Below are 19,624 nucleotides of genomic sequence, written 5' to 3'. Positions count from 1 at the left end.
CTTGTCCGGGTACATCCCACCCGCTTCGTGGAGGCACCCCACATGCTCAAGGGCTTCAAAGAATTCATCATGCGCGGCAACGTCGTCGACCTCGCGGTCGCCGTCGTCATCGGCGCCGCGTTCGGGAAGATCGTCACCGCCCTCGTGGACGGTCTGATCAACCCGCTGGTCGCGGCGATCTTCGGCAAGACAGACATCTCCAAGGTCTGGAGCTTCAAAATCAACGGCGCGACGTTCTCGATCGGCCTGATCCTGGACGCGGCGCTGAACTTCCTGTTCGTCGCGGCAGCCGTGTACTTCTTCATCGTGATGCCGCTGAACAAACTGGCCGAGCGCCGCAAGCGCGGTCAGGAGCCAGAGCCGGAGACCACGCCACTGACCACGGACCAGGAGCTGCTGTCCGAGATCCGCGACCTGCTGCGCGCCCGTCAGCCGTAAGACCTGCCATCGGCAGGTGGGCGCACACCCTCAGCCAATGAGCTCGCCGGCGTCCACCTGCTCACCGGCGTACCGCATCCAGCGGTACGGGACCGGTTGCCCGTCGTTCCACTCCTCCATCAACGCGGCCGGGACATCGACGAATCCGCTGCCGTGATAGGCCCGGATCGCCGGGGCGTTCTCCGGCCGGACCCGGACGAACACCTCCGAGTAGCCGGCGTCGAGGGCCGGCCCGAGCAGTGCCCGGACCAGCTCGCCGCCGAACCCGCGGCCCCGGACCTTCGGGTCCACGATGATCCGGGCGAGCTCGACCTCGTCCTCCTCGTCGTCCAGCCACACCTCGCCGTACCCGACCGGACGCTCACCGTCGAACAGCAGATAGGAGTGGATGTCCTCCTCGATCGTCCGCCAGCTCGTCCGCAGGTCCGCCGGGAAGGGATACTCCACCCGCCCGGACAGCAAAGCCACTTCCCTCTCGTTCAGCGCCCAGCTCGCGACCTGGACGCCGTACCCGTCGGAAAACCCCCGAAGCTCCACGCGCTCCCCCTCAGTTGACGAACTCCACGATCGTTCGCACCAGCTGATCCAGGGACGGCGGGAAGGCGGGCGTCGGCGGTTCCGGACACCCGGCCAGCTCATGACTCCCCCGAATCGACCGCAGCAGCGCGTCGACCGTCTTCCGCTGATGTGACGGATTCTCCGGTACCGACGGCAGGACCGCCACCCGAAAACGGGTCAGCGCGGCCAGTTCGACCTCTGTGACACCTCGTAGTACCCCACTCGACAGCAGCTCGTCGGCGGCGTCGGGCGGGCAGCCGGCGGCCACCAACCGGCCCCTGGTCCGCTCGTTCAGCGCGGTGTCGTCGCCGGTCGCGGGCCAGGCCAGCAGGAGGCGATCGACCAGTTCCGGAAACCTCAACGCCAGCAGGACCGCGACGGTACATCCATTGGAGGCGCCAACGATTCTTACCGGACCGGAGAGTTTCGCCAGGTGTTCACCGAGCGCCGCGGCCTCGAGGGCCCACGCGCTGGCATGTCGCGGCCGATCGGGCGTCAGCACGTCCAGGCCGTGCGGGGCGAGTGCGGCGGTCAGACCGTCGGTGACTCCCGTCGTACCCCAGAACGCGCCGGCGTCCATGGCTTCCCAGAGGCCGCCGTGGACCAGCAGGACGGACGCGCTCACCCGTGGTGCGGGGGGACCTCGTTCAGGATGCGCTCGTCGTCGTCCGCGGCGCCGAAGTCGTTGTCACCCCAGGTCCGCGGGTCGTCGTCACGGGTCTGCTCCGGCAGCAGCGGCTCGTCGTCTTCGTACGGGCTCGTCATAGGTCCAGATTACCGAGTCGCCGTGGGTCGCCGGGACCGATTTCGCCCTCGACCACCTCGCCCTGGATCTGGCCGGCGGAGCCGCCGCCGAGCTGCGATCCGACGGCCTCCTGGATCAGCGGCGCGATCCCCGGTTCACCGTGCCACCGATTGGTCCCGAGCACGGCCCACGAGGTCAGCACCGACAGGGTCGGCGTCGCCAGACCGGCCAGCCGCAGCGGTACGGCGTTCTGGAACGCGAAGGTGATCGTCCAGTTCGCCGGATCGGGGTAGAACTCCTGCACTGCGCTGTAGTAGAAGCTCATCCAGCCCTTCGCGGGCAGATGGCAGAGCAGGCGATAGTTCGTCGCCACGACCGGGAGTTCCTGGACGTCGCGCCACGACTGCTGCATGTCCCGCTTGGCCGCGGCCTTCCGGCTCGCGTTCACCGCGGCGTTGGCGGCCATCAGCCCGAGGACCAGCGCGGGCCGGCCGATCACGAAGCCGCCGCTGGCGGTGTAGCGGCCGTTGCCGCCGTACAACCGGGCGTACTGCGCGGTGGTCTGGATGTACGCGCGCTCGCCCTGGTCGAGGACGAGCCCGTACATGGTCAGTTCCTGGGGCGCGTTGCCGGCGAGCAGCCAGCGTGCCCAGTCGACACCGAGCTGCCACTCCTCGCGTTCCCGCGCCGCGGCCGCCGCGGCGGCGTTCTTCTTCCGGCCCACGACACAGCATCGTAGACATCGGCAAGCCGACGCGGCGCGTCCGACGGCGCGTTCGGCGACCAGTACGCCCGCGTTACAGCTGTGCCTCGGTTGCCGCACGATCCGGCGACGTGACCGGAAAGACGCGCCGCCGTGATGTTCTGGCACGCACTGCGTGACCCCGTTCCACCATGATGGTGGACCTTGCCAACCCGGAAGGACCGAGTCGTGAGTGCACTACGGACACGGGGCCTGATCGGTGCGACGCTCGTCGTGGCTGTACTCGGATTTGCCGCCGCCTGCGGCTCCGAGAACGCCTCGTCCCCGCCCGCCGCCCAGCCCACGGATACACCGACCACCCCCAGCCCGTCAGCCACCCCCAGCGGCACCCCCAGCACGGACTGCCCCGAGACCATCACCGCTGTTCGCACGGCCGCCGACAAGGTGGTCTGGGGCCAGGGCGTCGCCGCGTCGACGTTCCAGCCGGTCAGCGTGACGATCTGCCAGTACGACCCACAGGCGGCCGGGCAGGACTACGCGACCGTGACCAGCAAACGTAACGGCAAGCAGGCAACCGCACTGTTCGCCTTGGTGAACGCGGCGAAACCCGTCGCGAAGAAGCCGGCCATGTGCACGAAGGAACTCGGACCCACCTACGTCCTGCGCTTCACCGACAACGACCGCGGCGTGCTGTCGTTCACCGCTGAAGCATTCGGGTGCCACCGGCTGGTGGCGACCTCGCTGGAAGGCCAGGGCAAGCCCGGCACCCTCCCGGCCCCGCGCCAGGTGAGCGCCGAGCTGATCAAGTCCCTCGGCCTCCGCTGACCCCCGCGCCGGACGCGCACCCCGAAGCCGTCCGGAGCGGGCCACCCGCGCCTGCCTTGCGGGTCCCTCTCGAGGTCGACCCGCAAGGCAGGTTGCGGCAGCAGGTGTGCCCGTGAACCACCGCGGCTGCCCGCGTGCCGACGTACCCCGTCGGCGAGATGGAACTGTGCGGGAACGGTTGCATCAGCTGGGCGGGTCGATGCGTCTAATAGGTGTGAGGAGTTGTACGCCCAGCCAGGGAGTGGCGAGTGGAGTTCGAGGAGTACGTGTCCGCCCGCGGACAGGAACTGGTGCGGCTCGGGTTCACCGTCTCCGGCGACTACCAGCGTGCGGAGGACCTGGCGCAGATCGCGTTGATGCAGGCGTTCCGTTCCTGGCGGAAGGTGCGCAAGGCCGACGATCCGCACCACTACGTCCGGCGGATCCTGGTGAACGAGTTCCTGTCGATGACCCGGCGGCGCTCGTACACCGAGGCCCCGACGGCCGATATCGAACCGCAGCGCACCGTCCCGGATCACGCCACCGACATCGCGAACTCCGATGACCTGTGGCGATCCTTGGCGACGCTGTCCGCCCGGGAGCGGGTCGTGCTGGTCCTGCGCTACTACCAGGACCTCGACGACCAGACGATCGCCGACGTGCTCGGCATCAAACCGTCTTCGGTGCGTGCGACCGCCAGCCGGGCGCTCGCGTCGCTGCGGCGGAATCCAACGTACTCAGGGGCCGGCGAGTCCCATCGTGTCGATGAGAGGTTGTCGTGAGCAACACCGATCTCGAGGATGACCTGCGCAGTACCTTCGAACGCGCCGCGGCCTCGGTGCCGCAGAGCACCGGCCTGACCGAGCGCGCCACGACGGGCGCCCGCCGCGCCCAGCGCCGTACCTGGGTCGTCTCCGGCGCGGCCGCGGCCGCTGTGGCGGTGGTCGCTGTCGTCGGCTTCGGGCTGGCCGGCTCGCAGAACAAGCCGTCCCAGCCTCGGGTGGCCGCTGTGCCGGCTGTGGGCTCGCCGACAGCGCAGACGAAGCCGCTGACGGCCCAGACCGTGTCCGGCACCTGGCGTGCGGTGGAGATGGCCGGCTTCAAGGCGCTGAAGACGTCCCGGCCGCAGGATCCGGTGCTGACGCTGCGCCCCGACGGCACGTGGACCGGTTCGGACGGCTGCAACGCGCTGCAGGGGACGTACACGATCGGTCAGCGCGGCGCGTTCACGGCGACCTCGGGTCCGCAGCACATGATCGGGTGCGACAACGTGCCGCATACCGGCGTACTGCAGGCGGCCAAGCGGGTCGCGGTGGACGGCGACACCCTGCAGTTCTTCGCGACCGACGGGCACCAACTTGCGAGTTACGCTCGCGCACGGTAGTCGCAATTGCTCGCGGACGGTGATCACGTCTTGACGGAACGGAGTACCTGACCGGACCATCTAGGTGTTTGGTCCACCGATCTGGGGAGCTTCGTGCGACTCTCTGTTACCGTCCCGCTGCTCACACTCGGCTCAGCCTCACTCTTCGCAGTCGCCCTCACCGTGCCCTCGTCGGGAGCGGTGGCGGGTACGACAGGCATGGTGGCGTGCTCGCATGCCCAGCCGAGTACGAGCTCGACCGATGCGAAACGGCTCTCCCAGCCGACGTCGAGCTCCGACGCGCGCCCGCTCGGTGAGTCGCTCGGCGACGGCATCTCCGCGGCGGTCGACTCCCTCGAGCCGCTCGACGCGACCGGCCGCCCGAAGTCAGGCCTCCCGTACGGGCTCAGCCAGGGCATCATCGGCGTGGTCGGCTCGGCCACCAGCGGGTACAAGGTCGTCGTCGACTCCGCGACGCTGGACACGAAGAAGTACCAGTCCGCGATGGCCAGGAACCTCCCGGCGGCGGGCAAGCGGATGGTGAAGGTCGAGCGCAGCTGCCGCTCGGCCAAGTCCATCGCCGACGCGTGGAACGCCGTCGGCGACCGCTCGTGGTCCGCCGACGCGTCCCGGACGACCTTCGCCGCCGACCTCGACCCGGTCAGCGAGAACGTCGTGGTCGAGTACGACGCGGCGACCACCTCCCCCGAGTCCCAGGCCGGCCTTCGCGAGCTGTCCGGCGTACAGCTCGTCGCGGGTTCGCTCGCGCGCACGTCCCGGCTCAGTGACACCCCGAAGGGCGGTCACTGGGGCGGTGCCCGGATCACGTCGGCGCTGAAGAACTGCACGGCCGGTTTCTCCGTCGTACGGCGGTCCAACGGCCAGCGCGGCTCGGTGACCGCCGGCCATTGCGGTCAGCGCGGGACGGTCTGGAAGTCCGGCACGAACTACTACGGCACCACCACGGTGCGGACGAACTACCCGGACTACGACCAGTCGCTGGTCACCGGTAGCGCGTACGGCCCGAAGATCTGGACCGACGGTCCCGGCGACACGATCGCCACCCGGACGGTCACCGGCGGCGGCGACCCCGGCGTCGGCACGGTCGTCTGCCAGTCCGGCAGCTTCAGTACGTCGGTCTGCGGCCTCACGGTCCGTTCGACGTCGGCGAAGTACTGCGATGCCGACGGGTGCACGACGTACGTGATCCGCGCGACCCGCGGCGGCCTGGTCGCGATCATCGGCGGCGACTCCGGTGGCCCGGTCTACTCCCGTCGCGGCAGCAGCTCGGCCACCATCCGCGGCATCGCCTTCGCCGGCGCCGGCTGCGCTGCCTCCCGCTGCACCACTCTCTACGCAGAACGCTACAAATCCATCACCGGCCACCTCGGCGTCACCGCCCTCACCGGCTGACCCCGACCACACCCGCACCTCCGCTAAGCTGTCCCCGCGTGCGCCCCCGTAGCTCAGGGGATAGAGCGTCGGTTTCCTAAACCGTGCGTCGCAGGTTCGAATCCTGCCGGGGGCACTGGCCGGTATCCCATGTCTAAAAGGGATACCGGCAGTTCTATGTGATCGCCCGCTCTGACCCTGACGACGCACAGCGCTGTTGCGCTCGGGCTGGGCCCGTCTCGGTCGGCCCCGGCGGTCTCGGCCGCCTCTAGTCACGCTCCGTGTAGACGGCCGCCAGGGTTCCGGCGCAGAAGGCTGGCGCCAAGAAGGCGACCGCGGCGAAGGCCACGAAGACGGCGCGGACGCGGAAGGCTGCGGCATGAGCGTCTGCAACTGTGGGTTTCTTCACCGGCCAGCGGCGAGTCAAAGGCATGTAGGCCTGAGCCAGCCGTAACCCACAACTGAATCACGGCAACAGGAACACCCCGGTCAGGGTAAGTGACCGAGGTGTTCTGCGTTCCAGGGTAGGCGCTCCCGGCTGCATGGCTAGACGCGGCTCTCATGGGTTCAGGGGTCGGGATGGGCCGGAGGGACCCGGACGGCGGTTCAGCCCAACCTCGCCAGCCGCGCGCAACGCTCCGGGGTCAAGGTCACCGCTACACGGCTCGCATCGCATCCTCTAGCCCGCTCACGGCTCCCTCACCGGGGAACCGGTGGCGTAGCTCCTGGTCAAGCTCACTCGCGATCATCCGTAGATGCACCTTGCTCTGCCGGCCATCCTTGAGCCCTTCGACGCCTAGGCCGACAGCCGCCTCCAGGTCACCTTCGCGACCGGCGACGAACGCCAGCGTCAATCTGCACTCCGCAATCCGCATCGGGCTTAGCTCGGTCCCGTCCGGCGCGATGTTGTCGCGGATCACGGATGTTGCGTAGTCGCCCGCCTGCGCGTTGTCCTGCGCCATGCGGTGCACGTCCATCGCGTAGTAGTCCCACTTCGCCGGATCAACCTTGAAGTGGTTGTCCGGCCGGTCGGGGTACGGCAACGCATCGAGCAGGTCACGGCCGGACTCAAGCACCGACGCCAATCCAGACTCACCGAGGCGCGCTCTCGCCTTCGCTTCCTGAGCAATGAGCTGCACCTGCACACTGGTTCCCGGGGCTGCTGCCTGTCCCCGCCGCGATGAGTCGACGGCCTGCCGGAACCGTCCCTGCGTCAACGCGAACCACGCAGTCATCTCGTGCCCCCACCCCACGATCTCCGGGTGCCCTGCTTCAATGCCCAACTGAGCGGCCGCTACCCGCGTGGATTCTGCAGCCGTGCCCATCCCCAGGTCGTACTCAACACATCCCGCAAGTAACGCCAGCCAACCGCCAGCCACCAACAGATCCGTATGCGCCTTCAGGCCAACCGGCCGCCGCAAAAGGCTTCCGACGTACTGCAACCACTCGTGAGCCTCGGTACGCAGTTCCAGCGCATCACGCCGGTTGTACTGGCAGCACAACTCCTCAACCGTCGATTGCAGAGCCTCAATCGTGTTCGGTGTCGTGTCTGACGTCTGAAGCCGGGAGACCAGTTCGGCCGTCTGCCACGGCCGATCGCTGAGCTTCGTAGTCGCGTCCTGCCTCGCTGCGGCGATGAGCTCGCCCTTCGCCCGCAGAGCTTCATCACATCTCCGCGCCACGTCCTCGGTGGCTGGCTTCCGTCCGTTCTCCACGTTGGACAGGTAGGACCGGCTGAAGTGGGTTGCCCGCGCCAGATCGCCCAGCGACCACCCGCGATGATCACGGTACTCACGGAGACGACTCCCGAACGTCATGACCCCAGTGTCACCTACGCCTTGTATCCCTGTCTCCCGATGCTGAGGGATACGCGGGAATGATCGATCCGGCGCGCTGTAGGGGTGATGCTCCAACCATGAACGACCGAACGCGGGGACCCCTGAAGGACGGCACACGCTGGCCGGAACTACGGGCTGCGCAAGACATCGACTGCGACGGAGAAAACCCCACGACCGGCTGTCGATGCATCCTCGGGCACCATAACGGCTACCACCGCGACAGCACCGGCGCGGAGTGGCTGGATGACTAACTCCAATTGATCCGGCGGGGCTGGCGTGTTGATCCCTGCGTCCGCGCTGGTCCCGCCTGCCAACTACCCGTTCGGCCGTTCAGCCACGATCTCCGCTCCATGGACTTCGTCGTCGTCGGCAGACTCGATATCGCCTTTTGCACGGGCCCTCGGCCGATTCACCCGCTATCCGCCGCCACACCGCCGTCCACCGTCGGTGACTGATCAGGACGTTTCCTAAACCGTGCGTCGCAGGTTCGAATCCTGCCGGGGGCACCTAGCGGGTCATGGGCCGTCTGAGGGTTCCGGTTGGGGGGCGGCTGTTCGGGGTGCTTTCGTGGTGCGGGACTGTTTGCGGGTGGCCAGGAAGTACTTGACGCCTTCGAGGGTGAGGAAGGCGGTCACGACCGCGATCAGGATGGGCGCGGTCTGCAGGGCCCCTACCTGAGTCAGGAACGCGGTCATCAGAACCATCGCGAACGGAGCGGACACCATCGCGCCCGGGACGGCGGCGAGCATGCAGGTGAACGCCAGTCCGAGCGGTACGCCGGGGATGACCTGGTGCACGATGACTCCGGCCGTGCCGCCGATGAACAGCGACGGGAAGATCGGCCCGCCGATGAAGCCGCTGCCCTGGCTGACGGCGAAGGTGAGCATCTTCGCGATCACCAGGGCCACGAGCAGGCCCAGGCCGAGGCCGCCCGCCTGGTCGAGCACGACCTTCAACTGGTCGCTGCCGTTGAACATGGTCAGTGGCAGGGCCACCCCGACGATCCCGAAGATCAACCCGCCGAGCACCGGCTTGGTCAGCTCGGGGAGTTTCAGCCGCTCGAACAACCGTGCCGCGCCGAGCATGAATCCGGCGAGCAACGTCACGACCAGAGCGGCGAACAGGCCCAGCGCGATCCCGGCCAGGAGTTGCCAGTCCTTGAACGTGTAGGCCGGAACCTGGTAGTCGTCGAGGAACGCAGCGCCGGCGATGACGAAGTAGACGGCGAACGAGATGCTCGATGCCACGGTCTGTGCGGCCAGGGCCTTGGTGAGCCGCCGTCCGCCCGGACGGGCGACCTCCAGGATCAGCAGCACCACGATCACCGGGCTGGAGAACAGCCCGCCGTAGGCGCCGGCGAAACCGGCCAGAGTGTTCACCCCGGCGTTCTCGGTCTTGAGCCTTCGTCGCTCGGCGAGCCAGCTTCCGACGCCACCGCCCATGGCTCCCAGCGCCTTCTCCGGGCCGAGGCTGGCGCCCCCGATCAGCGACACCGTCGAGACGGCCGCGATCCCGGGCACCAGCCGAGTGTCGACGTGCTCGGTCTGCAGGTCGTCGAACAGCCCGGGAGTCTTCCACGGGACATGCAGCAAACGACGTACCAGACCGACCAGGACACCCGCTGCCACGGCGACCGCGATCCACCACCACTTGCCGCCGAACCAGCCCGAATCGGCATCGCTGTACCACTTGCCGCCGAGCGTGAGCACGCCGATGAAGATCAACCCGGCGAACGCTCCGAACACCCCGAGCACCACGGCGTACCCGATCAGCACCCAGAAATCCCGGTGCTGGGTGACCGGCGGAGCGGGGCCTTGCCCGGGAGCCGCGGTCACGACCTGTTCCTCAGCCCAGAATGACGCCAACCGGCAACAACCATGTCTTGAACGCTAGGGGTGCTCTCCGGCGAAGGCATCACCCGCTCGGGATGGCCCTCGCCGGACGATGGTCAGATCGCGACGCCTGCAGGCGTGGCCGCGGACGCCGATGCGGCCTCGGCCGTCTTGGAGACGTCCTTGACCTCGAGCCCCGGCTTGCGCCACCAGTCGAGTACGCCGAGGAGCGCGCCGAACACGACCAGGTAGGCACCGAGTACGACGAGCGGCCGGGTGATCCCGTTGCCGCCGAAGTACACCGTGTTCCTGAGCAGGAGGTACGCGTTCTCCGGGGGCAGGTACGGCCCGATCGCCCGCCAGAAGCCCGGCAGGTACGGGACGCCGTTCGCCCCTCCCGAGGACGGTTTGCCGAAAAGGATGACGATGAACACGGTGATGAAGGTTCCGACGGCTCCGAGTAGTCGTTGCAGGACCGCCGCGAACATTGCCACGACGGCAACGACCAACGCCATGATCCCCCAGACCGCCCAGAACTTGTCCGTCGGGAATCCGTTCCGCCACGGGCCGGCCACCAGCGCGACCAGCCCGCTGAAGACCACTGAGAAGGCGAGCAGAACCAGACCCCGGTACCGCCCGGTCGGTACGCCGGTCGCGGTGCGCAGCATCGTCGACGACATGTACCCCGCGATCAGCAACGGAGTGAGCAGCATGGACAGGACGATCGCGAACGGATCACCCGACGCCAACGGGGTCGGTGTGTACGACGACACGGCCAGCTGCGCGCCGCTGCTCCTCGCCACTCTCTCGAACTGGGTGATGAGGTCCAGCCCGGCGAGATCGCTGATCGAGGGCACCACGATCAGCGTGCTCTGACCGTCGGCAGTGACCAGCGCTCCCCACGCGTCCGCCTTGCCGATCGCCGTCTTGGCGTCGGATTCGCTGGCGTGGGTGGTGACATCGAGCGAGATGTTCTTCTGTACCTCGCTGAGCAGCGGCGACTGCCCGGCGACAGCGAACGGCAGGTTGTGCGCGAGTGGCCGGTGCGAGGCACTCGTGTAGTTGCTCGCGAAGAGGCACTGTTGCAGACCTCCGAGCAGCAGAGGGATCGCGAGCACCGCGGCCACCCGCCGAGCGGCTGAACCACCCGTCTGCCCGTTCCCCTGCACGGCTGTCCGTGCAGCTGCCGCGGAAGTCCGGCGAGCCCGAATGTCGAGGAAACCGAGTACCACCCCGGCGACGACCATGTAGGCCAGGAGAATGACGATCGGCGTCGTGATGTTGTTCGAGGAGAAGTACAGGACGTTCTGGATCAGGTCCGCCCCGTGGCGGGGCGGTAACCAGCCGCCGATGGTCTGCCAGTACGCCGGCATCAGCGCAGTACCGGCCGAACCCGACGTGGGCAGCCCGACGACGATGAAGAACGCCAGCGCCACCACCATCGCCACCACCGCGGGCAGTACCGCCAGAAGAACCGCGGTCACGAACGCCGTCGTGACCTCGATCAGGAACAGACAGGGGAAGAGCGGCCAGAACCTGTTGCCCGCGAACGCGCCGAACCACGGACCCGCGATCAGCAGCGTCAGGAGCGTTCCGATGAGCGCGTACCCGGCGAGAATCGCCAGCCGCCATTGCTGGACGGCCTTTCCGGTGGACTTGGTGGCGAGAATCGCCGACACCAGCCCGCCCACAAGGATCGGCAGCAGGAGCAGGCCACCGACCGCGCCCACCGGATCCTTGTCCGCGGGCAACGGCTTGACCTGCTCGACCGCCAGCGGACGCCCGGCCTTCGACGCGGCCGCCGCGAACACGGGTCCGATCTCGGTCGTCGCGAAGAAGCTCTTGGCCGGCACGAGGATCAGGGTGTCGCTCGACGTACCCGTGATGTACGCGCCGTAGATGTCGCCTTGGTTGATGGCATCCATCACGGCCGACTCGTTCGGGTAGGTCTTGTTGTCCCACGACGTCGAGTACCCACCGACCTTCGCCGACTGCGCGGCCGTGACCACCGGCGACGATCCAGTGACGCCGAACGGCATGTTGCGCGGGACCTGTGCCTGGAGCGCCGTCAGGCACACCAGGGTCAGCCCGATCGCGATCACCGCGACGAGCAGGGTCGCCGCCAAGACCTTCACGACGCTCGCGCGCCGAGCGCTCCCTGGCTCAGTTGGTGACGCAACGCTCGCCTGCTGGTTCGCCCCTGTTGCCATCTCGACCACCTGCCCATCGGACACCCAACGGATCCGCAAACTCCATCGTCGGGAGCCGAACAGTCCGGCGGGATCACCCCCACCGGGTGGTTCGCCTGCCGCGGCCACCCGGACGAGAATGAGGATCTGGAAGCACGCAGAGGGCGGCAACCATGGCCAGGGCAAGCGGACCAGCGCAACACACCGTTCACGCGGGAAAGGGCCCGAGTTGGCTCTCGAAGGTGTTCGCGGTCGACAACGCCGGGATCAACTGGCCACGCGCTGTCATGGTCCTGGACGTCATGCTGGTGCCGCTGCTGGTCTGCTGGGCCGTCGGGTACGAGCAATATCTCCTCAGCGCGGTCTTCGGCCTGCTGTTCGCCGCGCTGTGCGACGTGGGCGGAAGCTACGCCACGCGCACGTTCCATACCGCCGTCTTCGCGCTGGCCGGCGCGGCGTTGACCGCGCTGGCCTTCGGCATCGGCGCGGACGCCTGGGGCTGGGTGGCGCTTGCGGCGTTCGCCGTCACGCTGCTGGCCGGCCTGGCGGTCGCGTTCGGGGTGCACAGGTTTGTTGCCGGCCTGCTCCTCAACCTCTGGTTCATCGTGGCCCTGGCGCTCGCGTTCGGCTACCAGGCCGCCCACATCAGCAGTTCCACCTGGGCTCAGGTGCTTGCCTGGGTTGGCGGATCGGCGCTGTGGATCGCGGTGTCGTTCGCCGGGTGGCTGATCCTCGGGCGCAACGACCGGCCGCAGCCGTTCGCGGAACTGCCCGGTGACATCTCGCGGCGCAAGCTGACCCGGCCGATGGTGTTGTTCGCGGTGATCCGCGCCGCGGTCATCGGCGGTACCGTCGCACTCGCGTTCGGATTCGACCTGTCACATGGCTCGTGGATGCCGATCGCGGCCATGGTCGCGATGAAGCCGAGCCTGGAGCAGAGCACGCTGGTCGGGTTGCAGCGTCTGACCGGTGCGGTGATCGGTGCGGTCACGGCCGCGCTGGTACTGCTGATACCTGCCAGTGAACACGGTTCGCGACAGGTGGAGGTCAGCCACGGGCTCGAGGTGGTTGCGCTCATCCTCCTGATGCACGGGGTGGCGATTCGCTTCTGGAACTACGCGGCGTACTCCGGTGCCATCGCGGCGGCAGTGCTGATCCTGCTGGACCTCCCGCAGCCGTCCGACTATTCCGCAGAAGGCGATCGGGTGCTGTGGACGATGTGCGGTGTCGGCATCGGTGTCCTCGTCATGCTTCTGGCCGGACTACTCGGCAAACGCACCGCCAAAGCACGGCCGCACCGGGCCGGGCAATCGGCCTGAAGAGGACGGCTCGGTACCGAGCGAGCCTCACCGAGGGTTGTCTGCCGGTTCGCCCTTCGCCTCCGGCGGCGGTGCTGCCCTGCGCTGCCGCCCACGCTGGACGGCGCCGACGACCACCTTCAGCGCCACGCCGAAGACGACCAGGTCGGCGATCATCTGCCCGGTGACCACCAGCCGGGCCGCGTCGCTCTTGGCGGTGATGTCACCGAACCCGACCGTGGAGAACACGGTCACGGTGAAGTACAGCCCGTCGCTGTGGGTCAGATGCTCGCCGAAGTTGCTCATCGACCGCGCGGCCATCACGACATAGGCGGAGGCGAACAGCAGCAGGAACAGCGGGAGGCTGGTGGCCAGCGATTCGACGGCCCGCACCCCGGGGAATGGGGATCGGAGAATCATCAGGACCTGGGCCGTGACCAGAGCGATGAACAGAACCAGCCCGACGACAAGAATGGTCACGACGGCGAAGGTCGAGGCGTGGTCCAACGGCAGCGCGTAGTACAGGGCGACCAGCGCCGCCGCCACCGCGGTGACCCGCAGCAGCATCCACGCCAGCCTGCCGAACGAGGGCCGGGCCGCGGCCTGGTACGGCGCAACGCCGGTGCCGGCGGTCATGACGCCTGCCGCCTTCCGCCGGCCGCGGCCCGGAACAACAGTCCGCCTGACTGCACGGCGTACCTGTTCCTCGGATCACTCGGGATTTCGTCCGTCGCGCGCATCATGCACCTCCCTGCGACTTGGCTGTTCAACGCCTGGTCAACGCCTGGTCAACGCCTGGTCAGGGCCTGACGGCTTCGACGGTGCCGGCCTCGACGGCGGCCGCGAGTCGCTGGTGGTCGCGGTCGTTGACGTCGGCGTACGTCAGCGCGAAGTCGGCGACTGCCTCGTCGAAGGTGTCCGACTTCCCTAGGTACGCCGCTATTGCCACCTCATCGCCTCCTCTGCCGTGTGCGCGAGCGAGAGTCCGGCCGCACAGAGCGCCGTACACGCGAAGGCCGCCGGGGGTGAGCTTCGACGGGTCGATCTCGCCCTTCATGTCCCACAGCTGCCGTACGTAGTAGTCGTCGCCGTCCGCTGCCGTCGTCCAGCCGAGGAACTCGTCCGACAGCGCCTGCAGCAGACGCTGGCCAGCCACCACCCGATGCCCGTGTGTCGGGTATCTGCTGGCCGCGATGTACGGCTCGAGGACCGAGGCCTCTGCCTGCTTGACCTGAAGGAACAGCACGTCGTCCGGGCTCTTGCCACGCATCAGCACAACGAAACAACGGGTACCGACACTGCCGACGCCGACCACCTTCCTCGCCATGTCGACGATCTCGTACTGGTCGAGCAGTGCGCGCCGGTCGTCGCCGAGGCTCGCCCGATACCTGTCAAACGCGTACTGGACGCCCTCAGCGATGCGGTCCGCGTCCTCAGCGGCCCACAGTTGGCGGACCGGGACCAGCAACGGCGGACGACTGGCCAGACGAACCGCCGCGCCGTCCGGCCGGCAGAGCCTGGCCAACGCACCCAGGCTGTCGCGGGCCCGAGCCTTCGAGAAGATCTTCGCCAGCCGGTCAGGAGACAGCTTCGGCGCCCGGACCCCGAACTCGGCCGCCAGTTGCTCGGTAACATCGGTCAGCTTCTCGGAGGACATGTGCAGGTACCACAGGTCGATCGTCCGTCGTTCCGCGAAGCCCAGCATCGCCTCGCGATAGCCGCGCACCGTCGACCGAGCGGCGTCGTGTTGCCCGCCGTACGGGAGGCCCTGCTGCCGGGCGGCGACCGCGACGCTCGCCGCGAGGCGCTTCACGTCCCACTCCCACGGCCCGGGCAATGTCTCGTCGAAGTCGTTCACGTCGAAGACCAGGTCCCGCTCCGGCGACGCGAACAGCCCGAAGTTCACCAGGTGCGCATCCCCACACACCTGGACGGTGATGCCGCTGACCGGACTCCCCGCGAGATCGTTCGCCATGATCGCGGGACCGCCGCGGAAGAACGCGAACGGCGACGACAGCATCCGGCCGTAGCGGATCGGGACCAGGTCCTTCTCGCGGGTGGCGGCCTGTTCCTCGAGGATGTCGATGGGGTCGGGCCGATCGGGTGCCGGTGCCCACTCAGCGTGCGTCCGCCGTGGCGCTCGTTTCCGAGCGGCCTTCCCCAGCGTCCATCGGGCCTGCGAGGTCAGGTCCTGCGCGGCAGCGGCGTACTCGTCGAACATCGGGCCGCTCAGGTGCGCTCGCTGGACGAGGACTCGGTGATCGGCAGGGCGCCGCCCTCGGCCGCCTCACGCTCGTCCTTGTCGGGCAGCCCGCGCACGCTGCCGATGATCGCCACGGCGATCGCAGCGCCGAGCAGCGGGCCGGCGACGTACACCCACCAGCCGGTGTAGTCGTTGCCGACGATGTCGGGTCCGAGGGTGCGGGCCGGGTTCATCGAGGCGCCGCTGATCGGGCTGGCGAACAGGCCGAGCAGCGCGACCGTCGAACCGACCGCGATGGCCGCGTTGTGGCCGATGCTGCGGGCGCCGGTCGCCGTGTTCAGGATGATGCTGACCAGGATCGCGGTCAGCACCGTCTCCATCACGAACGACTTCCACTCGCCGCCCGACGAGCTGATCGGATAGTTGCTGCCCTGACTGACATCGCCGAACATCCCCTGCAGGAACAGGGCGGCACCGATCGCGCCGGCGAACTGGACCGCCCAGTAGGGCACCAGCCATTTCGGCGGGAAGACACCCCGGGCGGTGAACGCGAAGGAGACGGCCGGGTTGATGTGCAGTCCCGACAGCGGGCCCCAGGCGTAGATCATCGCCATCACCGCCGCCCCGGGTGCGATCACCGCCGCGGTCCTGCTGATCGGCGCGTTACCCACGTAGTGGTTGATCACTCCGGACCCCGCCGCCACCGTGACGAGCACGAACGTGCCCAGGAACTCGATGATCAGCCGGATCCACAGCGGTCGCTGCCGGAGGACGTCTTCCTCGAACCGGACGAAGTACCGGCGCCCGAGGGTAGCCGTCGTCCGGTCGAGGTCGGGGCCGAGCCCGGGATCTGCCATGGCGCATCCCTTCCTGTTCTGCGGGTTCAGACGCCCGTGGTCGCTTCGACCCGGCCGGCCTTCACGGCGTGCTGGAGCGCGGCGTAGTCGCGGTCGTTCTGGTCGGCGTAGGTCTCGGCGAAGTCGGCGATCGCCTGGTCGAAGGTGTCCGAACCACCGAGGTACGCCGCCAGGGCGACGCGGTCGCCGGAGCGGGCGTGCGCGCGGGCCAGGGTCGATCCGCACAGACGGGCGTACAGCGACATCCCCGAGGGCACCGCCTGCTCGATCGGGAAGGAGAACTTCCAGTCCTTGAGCTGGCGCACGTAATAGTCGCGGTCCACGCCGTCCGGGCCCGGGACGCGGGTCCAGCCGAGGAAGATGTCGCTCTCGGCCTGCATCAGGTGCTGTCCGGCGACCACTCGCTCGCCTTGGTTGGTGTACTGGCTGCGCCCGCAGTACGCCGCCAGGACCGAGTCCTGTGCCTCCTTGGCCTGCAGGAACACGGGTTCGACCCCGTCGCCGCTGTCCATCAGCACGATCCACGCGCGGGTACCGACACTGCCCACGCCGACGACCTTCCGGGCCGCCTGGACCAGCGTGAACTGCTCGAGCATGTGCCGCCGGTCGGACTGCAGGGTACGCCGGTACTTGCCCAGCATCTTGCGGATCTGCGCGTACACCGCATCGGCCTGTTCGTCGGCGAAGACCTCCTCGATCGGGACGACGATCGGCGCGTCGCTGATGATCTGCCGCCGGCCGTCGACGACCGTGGTCAGCTTGCGCAGCACCTGCGCGCTGTCGTGGGTGTGGGCCTTGGCGAGCATCTTCTCGGTCGCGGCGAACTGCCTCGGCTTCATCTCGGACCGCAGGTCGCGCAGGGCCTGCTCGATGTCCAGGTGCGTGTACCAGACGTCCAGGAACTCCTCGTGCGCGAACTCGCGCATCGCCTTCCGGTAGCCCTTGACCGCGGCGAGCACGATCTCGCGGCGGTGCTTGCGCCCGTACCCGTTGGTTCGTCCGGCCACCGCGAGGCTGGCCGCCAGCCGTTTGACGTCCCATTCGAACGGCCCGGGCAACGTCTCGTCGAAGTCGTTGACGTCGAAGACCAGCTGCCGCTCCGGCGAGGCGAACGCGCCGAAGTTGGCCAGGTGCGCGTCACCGCAGAGCTGCACCCGCAGCCGCGACGTCGGCGTCGTGGCGAGGTCGGCCGCCATCGGCAGCGCAGCGCCCCGGTAGAACGAGAACGGCGACGCCAGCATCCGCCCGTGCCGGATCGGCACCAGTTCCGGTACCCGCGTCGTGGCCTGTTCCAGCAGCAGCCCGATCGGATCCCGCGAGGCGGTGGGCCGGAACTCCGCGTGCGACTCCCGTGGAGTGGCTCGTCGGGCGTCCTTCCCCAGTGCGGCTCGATCCGCCCGGCTCAACCGGGTGGTGTCCTTGTCCTGCTCCAGGTCTCTGCGCGCGGACGGCGTGGCGGGGCTCGCCGTCTTACCCCGGGTCGTCACAGTCATAGCTCCCCCTTCCAGCCACACCATCGAGAAGTGCATCGGGCAGTACCGCGACAGGAGGGCTGGGGGCCGGGAGAACGACGCCGTTCCCTCGACCATGCTCCCTACCCTGGTACGGACGTCCCCGGCCCGGCATCACCCCTGCCGGGTGACGAAAGCCAGTACCGATCGCGCTGCGTGGTCGTGGCGATCGGTACTGTGTGAGCCGTCCGAACGGAGAGGGATCGCGTGCGCGTCGTTGTCGGAGCTGGAGCGGTGGGGAGTGCGGTCGCGCAGCTGTTGGCGGCACGCGGCGAACAGGTCCGGGTGATCACCCGGTCCGGGAGTGGGCCGGACGGGGTGGAGCGCGTCGCCGCGGATGCCAAGGCCGGGTTGACGCAGTACGTCGACGGCGCGTCCGCGATCTACTCGTGCGCGGGACCGGCGTACAACAAGTGGACGACCGAGTGGCCGCCGCTGAATGCTGCGTTGGTCGCGGCCGCGGAGGCCAGCGGTGCGGTGCTGGTGACCACCGGGAACCTCTACGGGTACGGCGCGGTCGACGGTGTGATGACCGAGGAGCTGCCGCTGCTGCCCAACACTGTGAAGGGCCAGGTACGGGCGCAGCTCTGGTCCGACGCGCTGGCAGCGCACAAGGCCGGGCGGATCCGGACCGCGGAGGTGCGCGGCTCCGACTACCTCGGTGCGGGCGCGGTGTCACCGTTCAGCGTCAGCGTGTTGCCGAAGGTGATCGCCGGCAAGCGCGGCCTGATGCCGGGCAACCTCGACGTACCCCACAGCTGGACGTACGTCGGTGACGTCGCGCGGACCCTGATCGCGGTCGGCGACGACGAGAGCGCCTGGGGACGCGCCTGGCACGTACCGACTCCGGCGCCGCTGTCGGTGCGCGAACTGGCCCGCCACGCCGCCGACCTGGCGGGTGCGCCGCCCGCGCGGGTCGCGGCGATGCCGTCCGCGATACTCCGGCTAGCCGGGTTGGTGGACCCGGCCGCCCGGGAGATGGTGGAGATGCAGTACCAGTGGCAGCGGCCGTTCGTCGTCGACTCCACCGCCGCGACTGTTGCCTTCGGCCTCAAACCGACGGCCACCGACGACGCGCTCCGGGAAATGATCGGGAAGGGCAGGAATGAGCTCTAAGAGACCAGGCGGGTGGCTCCGCCGCCTCGTCGTCACGCTGGTGGTGCTGGCGATACTGGCGGTCGTCGTGGACCGGATCGCGGTGGTGGTCGCCCAGAACCACCTCGCGGCGATGGCCGACACGCAGGCCCGCAAGTACGACGTCCGCTCGTCCGACACCTCGGTCAAGATCAACGGCTTCGGGTTCCTGCCGCAGCTGTACAACGAGAAGTTCTCCAGCGTCACTCTGACGATGCTGAAGCCGAAGTTCTCCGGGGTTCCGGCCGAGACCCTGAAAGTCGACATGCACGACGTGCACGTGCCGCGGTCGCTGGTGGTCAACCAGAAGGGCACGGTGACCGTCGACACGACGGATCTCCAGCTGAAGCTGTCGCCGCGTGAGCTCAGCCGGCTCGCGGTCAAGAGCACCGGGCTCGAGGGCCTGCAGATGCCGGTCGTCGACGGCAAGCTGCATGCCCAGGCGACGGTCCAGGGCGTCAAGATCGACGTACCGATCCTGCCGCAGATCCAGAACGGCAAGATCGCGATGGACGTCTCCCAGCTGTCGACCACGCTCCCGTCGGTCCTGCGGAACGCCCTGCGGAACCGGCTCGCGCAGGGGATCACGATTCCCCCGCTGCCGTTCGGCGCCCAGCTCACCGGGGTCACCGTGGTGGGTGGCGCGGTGGTGCTGACGGCGACCGCGTCCGGGCTGAACTTCAACGCCTGACGTCCCTTGGGTTGCGATGGTTCGCGATATATCGTCGAACTATCGCAATCACTTTCGTGAGGGACGGG

General features: G+C 68.4%; 19 protein-coding genes and 1 tRNA gene. 9 read left to right on the top strand and 11 right to left on the bottom strand.

What is annotated here, in order from left to right:
- The first annotated feature begins 42 nt into the window (after positions 1 to 42).
- On the top strand, positions 43 to 438 hold the full coding sequence (gene mscL, locus ACFYRH_RS26780; protein ID WP_387780892.1) for a large conductance mechanosensitive channel protein MscL: 396 nt from the start codon (positions 43 to 45) through the stop codon (positions 436 to 438).
- 30 nt (positions 439 to 468) lie between these two features.
- Here the strand turns inward: mscL and ACFYRH_RS26775 are convergent, their stop codons facing one another.
- From ACFYRH_RS26775 to ACFYRH_RS26760, 4 genes are read right to left on the bottom strand one after another with little or no spacing between them, the layout of a single operon-like run.
- On the bottom strand, positions 469 to 975 hold the full coding sequence (locus ACFYRH_RS26775) for a GNAT family N-acetyltransferase (protein WP_387780889.1): 507 nt from the start codon (positions 973 to 975) through the stop codon (positions 469 to 471).
- 10 nt (positions 976 to 985) lie between these two features.
- A complete protein-coding gene (locus ACFYRH_RS26770) occupies positions 986 to 1,621 on the bottom strand; it encodes an alpha/beta fold hydrolase (RefSeq protein ID WP_387780886.1) in 636 nt (211 codons plus the stop codon).
- A complete protein-coding gene (locus ACFYRH_RS26765; protein WP_387780883.1) occupies positions 1,618 to 1,761 on the bottom strand; it encodes a hypothetical protein in 144 nt (47 codons plus the stop codon). Before ACFYRH_RS26765 ends, ACFYRH_RS26770 begins: the two co-directional genes overlap by 4 nt.
- Positions 1,758 to 2,465, bottom strand: coding sequence for a hypothetical protein (locus ACFYRH_RS26760; protein ID WP_387780880.1), 708 nt, complete (start codon positions 2,463 to 2,465; stop codon positions 1,758 to 1,760). The genes ACFYRH_RS26765 and ACFYRH_RS26760 overlap by 4 nt, the downstream gene beginning before the upstream one ends.
- Before the next feature lie 207 nt (positions 2,466 to 2,672).
- Here ACFYRH_RS26760 and ACFYRH_RS26755 point away from each other — a divergent pair, with 207 nt between their 5' ends.
- From ACFYRH_RS26755 to ACFYRH_RS26735, 5 genes are all read left to right on the top strand, one after another.
- Entirely contained in the window at positions 2,673 to 3,269 is a 597-nt protein-coding gene (locus tag ACFYRH_RS26755; RefSeq protein ID WP_387780877.1) for a hypothetical protein, read from the top strand.
- A gap of 248 nt (positions 3,270 to 3,517) precedes the next feature.
- Positions 3,518 to 4,030 (top strand): SigE family RNA polymerase sigma factor, encoded by a 513-nt coding sequence (locus tag ACFYRH_RS26750; protein WP_387780874.1) that lies wholly within the window; start codon positions 3,518 to 3,520, stop codon positions 4,028 to 4,030.
- Complete coding sequence (locus ACFYRH_RS26745) at positions 4,027 to 4,632, top strand: META domain-containing protein (protein WP_387780871.1); 606 nt, start codon at positions 4,027 to 4,029, stop codon at positions 4,630 to 4,632. Before ACFYRH_RS26750 ends, ACFYRH_RS26745 begins: the two co-directional genes overlap by 4 nt.
- 93 nt (positions 4,633 to 4,725) lie before the next feature.
- Positions 4,726 to 6,024 carry a hypothetical protein gene (locus ACFYRH_RS26740; RefSeq protein ID WP_387780868.1) on the top strand — a complete coding sequence of 433 codons (1,299 nt, stop codon included), beginning with the start codon at positions 4,726 to 4,728 and terminating at the stop codon, positions 6,022 to 6,024.
- Between the two features lie 42 nt (positions 6,025 to 6,066).
- Positions 6,067 to 6,139 (top strand) — tRNA-Arg (locus tag ACFYRH_RS26735).
- A gap of 520 nt (positions 6,140 to 6,659) precedes the next feature.
- Here ACFYRH_RS26735 and ACFYRH_RS26730 read toward each other — a convergent pair.
- The 3 genes from ACFYRH_RS26730 to ACFYRH_RS26720 form a co-directional block, all read right to left on the bottom strand.
- The gene (locus tag ACFYRH_RS26730) at positions 6,660 to 7,820 is read right to left on the bottom strand and encodes a helix-turn-helix domain-containing protein (protein WP_387780865.1); all 1,161 of its coding nucleotides are present in this window, start codon (positions 7,818 to 7,820) and stop codon (positions 6,660 to 6,662) included.
- Positions 7,821 to 8,356: 536 nt separating this feature from the next.
- On the bottom strand, positions 8,357 to 9,676 hold the full coding sequence (locus ACFYRH_RS26725; protein WP_387780862.1) for a chloride channel protein: 1,320 nt from the start codon (positions 9,674 to 9,676) through the stop codon (positions 8,357 to 8,359).
- Positions 9,677 to 9,789: 113 nt separating this feature from the next.
- A complete protein-coding gene (locus ACFYRH_RS26720; RefSeq protein WP_387780859.1) occupies positions 9,790 to 11,808 on the bottom strand; it encodes a hypothetical protein in 2,019 nt (672 codons plus the stop codon).
- A gap of 296 nt (positions 11,809 to 12,104) precedes the next feature.
- Here ACFYRH_RS26720 and ACFYRH_RS26715 point away from each other — a divergent pair, with 296 nt between their 5' ends.
- Positions 12,105 to 13,181, top strand: coding sequence for an FUSC family protein (locus tag ACFYRH_RS26715; protein ID WP_387780856.1), 1,077 nt, complete (start codon positions 12,105 to 12,107; stop codon positions 13,179 to 13,181).
- Between the two features lie 27 nt (positions 13,182 to 13,208).
- Here ACFYRH_RS26715 and ACFYRH_RS26710 read toward each other — a convergent pair whose 3' ends face one another.
- The 4 genes from ACFYRH_RS26710 to ACFYRH_RS26695 all read right to left on the bottom strand — a co-directional run bounded on the left by ACFYRH_RS26710 (position 13,209) and on the right by ACFYRH_RS26695 (position 17,713).
- A complete protein-coding gene (locus ACFYRH_RS26710) occupies positions 13,209 to 13,796 on the bottom strand; it encodes a potassium channel family protein (protein ID WP_387780853.1) in 588 nt (195 codons plus the stop codon).
- Positions 13,797 to 13,959: 163 nt separating this feature from the next.
- A complete protein-coding gene (locus ACFYRH_RS26705) occupies positions 13,960 to 15,381 on the bottom strand; it encodes a DUF2252 domain-containing protein (RefSeq protein WP_387780850.1) in 1,422 nt (473 codons plus the stop codon).
- Positions 15,382 to 15,389: 8 nt separating this feature from the next.
- Positions 15,390 to 16,220 carry an MIP/aquaporin family protein gene (locus tag ACFYRH_RS26700; RefSeq protein ID WP_387780848.1) on the bottom strand — a complete coding sequence of 277 codons (831 nt, stop codon included), beginning with the start codon at positions 16,218 to 16,220 and terminating at the stop codon, positions 15,390 to 15,392.
- A 26-nt stretch (positions 16,221 to 16,246) separates the two neighbouring features.
- Positions 16,247 to 17,713, bottom strand: a complete 1,467-nt coding sequence (locus ACFYRH_RS26695) for a DUF2252 domain-containing protein (protein WP_387780846.1) — start codon at positions 17,711 to 17,713, stop codon at positions 16,247 to 16,249.
- A gap of 225 nt (positions 17,714 to 17,938) precedes the next feature.
- Between ACFYRH_RS26695 and ACFYRH_RS26690 the strand changes: the two genes are divergently transcribed.
- Positions 17,939 to 18,847, top strand: coding sequence for an NAD-dependent epimerase/dehydratase family protein (locus tag ACFYRH_RS26690; RefSeq protein WP_387780843.1), 909 nt, complete (start codon positions 17,939 to 17,941; stop codon positions 18,845 to 18,847).
- Positions 18,837 to 19,556, top strand: a complete 720-nt coding sequence (locus ACFYRH_RS26685) for a DUF2993 domain-containing protein (RefSeq protein WP_387780840.1) — start codon at positions 18,837 to 18,839, stop codon at positions 19,554 to 19,556. The genes ACFYRH_RS26690 and ACFYRH_RS26685 overlap by 11 nt, the downstream gene beginning before the upstream one ends.
- The last annotated feature ends 68 nt before the right edge of the window (positions 19,557 to 19,624 follow it).

Origin of the sequence: Kribbella sp. NPDC004875, assembly GCF_042873375.1 — a bacterium.
In the GTDB taxonomy this organism is placed as follows: Bacteria; Actinomycetota; Actinomycetes; order Propionibacteriales; family Kribbellaceae; genus Kribbella.
This window is presented reverse-complemented; position numbering and strand designations above follow the sequence as displayed.

Coding starts and splice junctions, on each gene's coding strand:
- ACFYRH_RS26730 (WP_387780865.1), bottom strand. CDS start 7,820: ATGACGTTCGGGAGTCGTCTCCGTGAGTACCGTGATCATCGCGGGTGG.
- ACFYRH_RS26705 (WP_387780850.1), bottom strand. CDS start 15,381: ATGTTCGACGAGTACGCCGCTGCCGCGCAGGACCTGACCTCGCAGGCC.
- ACFYRH_RS26685 (WP_387780840.1), top strand. CDS start 18,837: ATGAGCTCTAAGAGACCAGGCGGGTGGCTCCGCCGCCTCGTCGTCACG.
- ACFYRH_RS26765 (WP_387780883.1), bottom strand. CDS start 1,761: ATGACGAGCCCGTACGAAGACGACGAGCCGCTGCTGCCGGAGCAGACC.
- ACFYRH_RS26695 (WP_387780846.1), bottom strand. CDS start 17,713: ATGACTGTGACGACCCGGGGTAAGACGGCGAGCCCCGCCACGCCGTCC.
- mscL (WP_387780892.1), top strand. CDS start 43: ATGCTCAAGGGCTTCAAAGAATTCATCATGCGCGGCAACGTCGTCGAC.
- ACFYRH_RS26700 (WP_387780848.1), bottom strand. CDS start 16,220: ATGGCAGATCCCGGGCTCGGCCCCGACCTCGACCGGACGACGGCTACC.
- ACFYRH_RS26710 (WP_387780853.1), bottom strand. CDS start 13,796: ATGACCGCCGGCACCGGCGTTGCGCCGTACCAGGCCGCGGCCCGGCCC.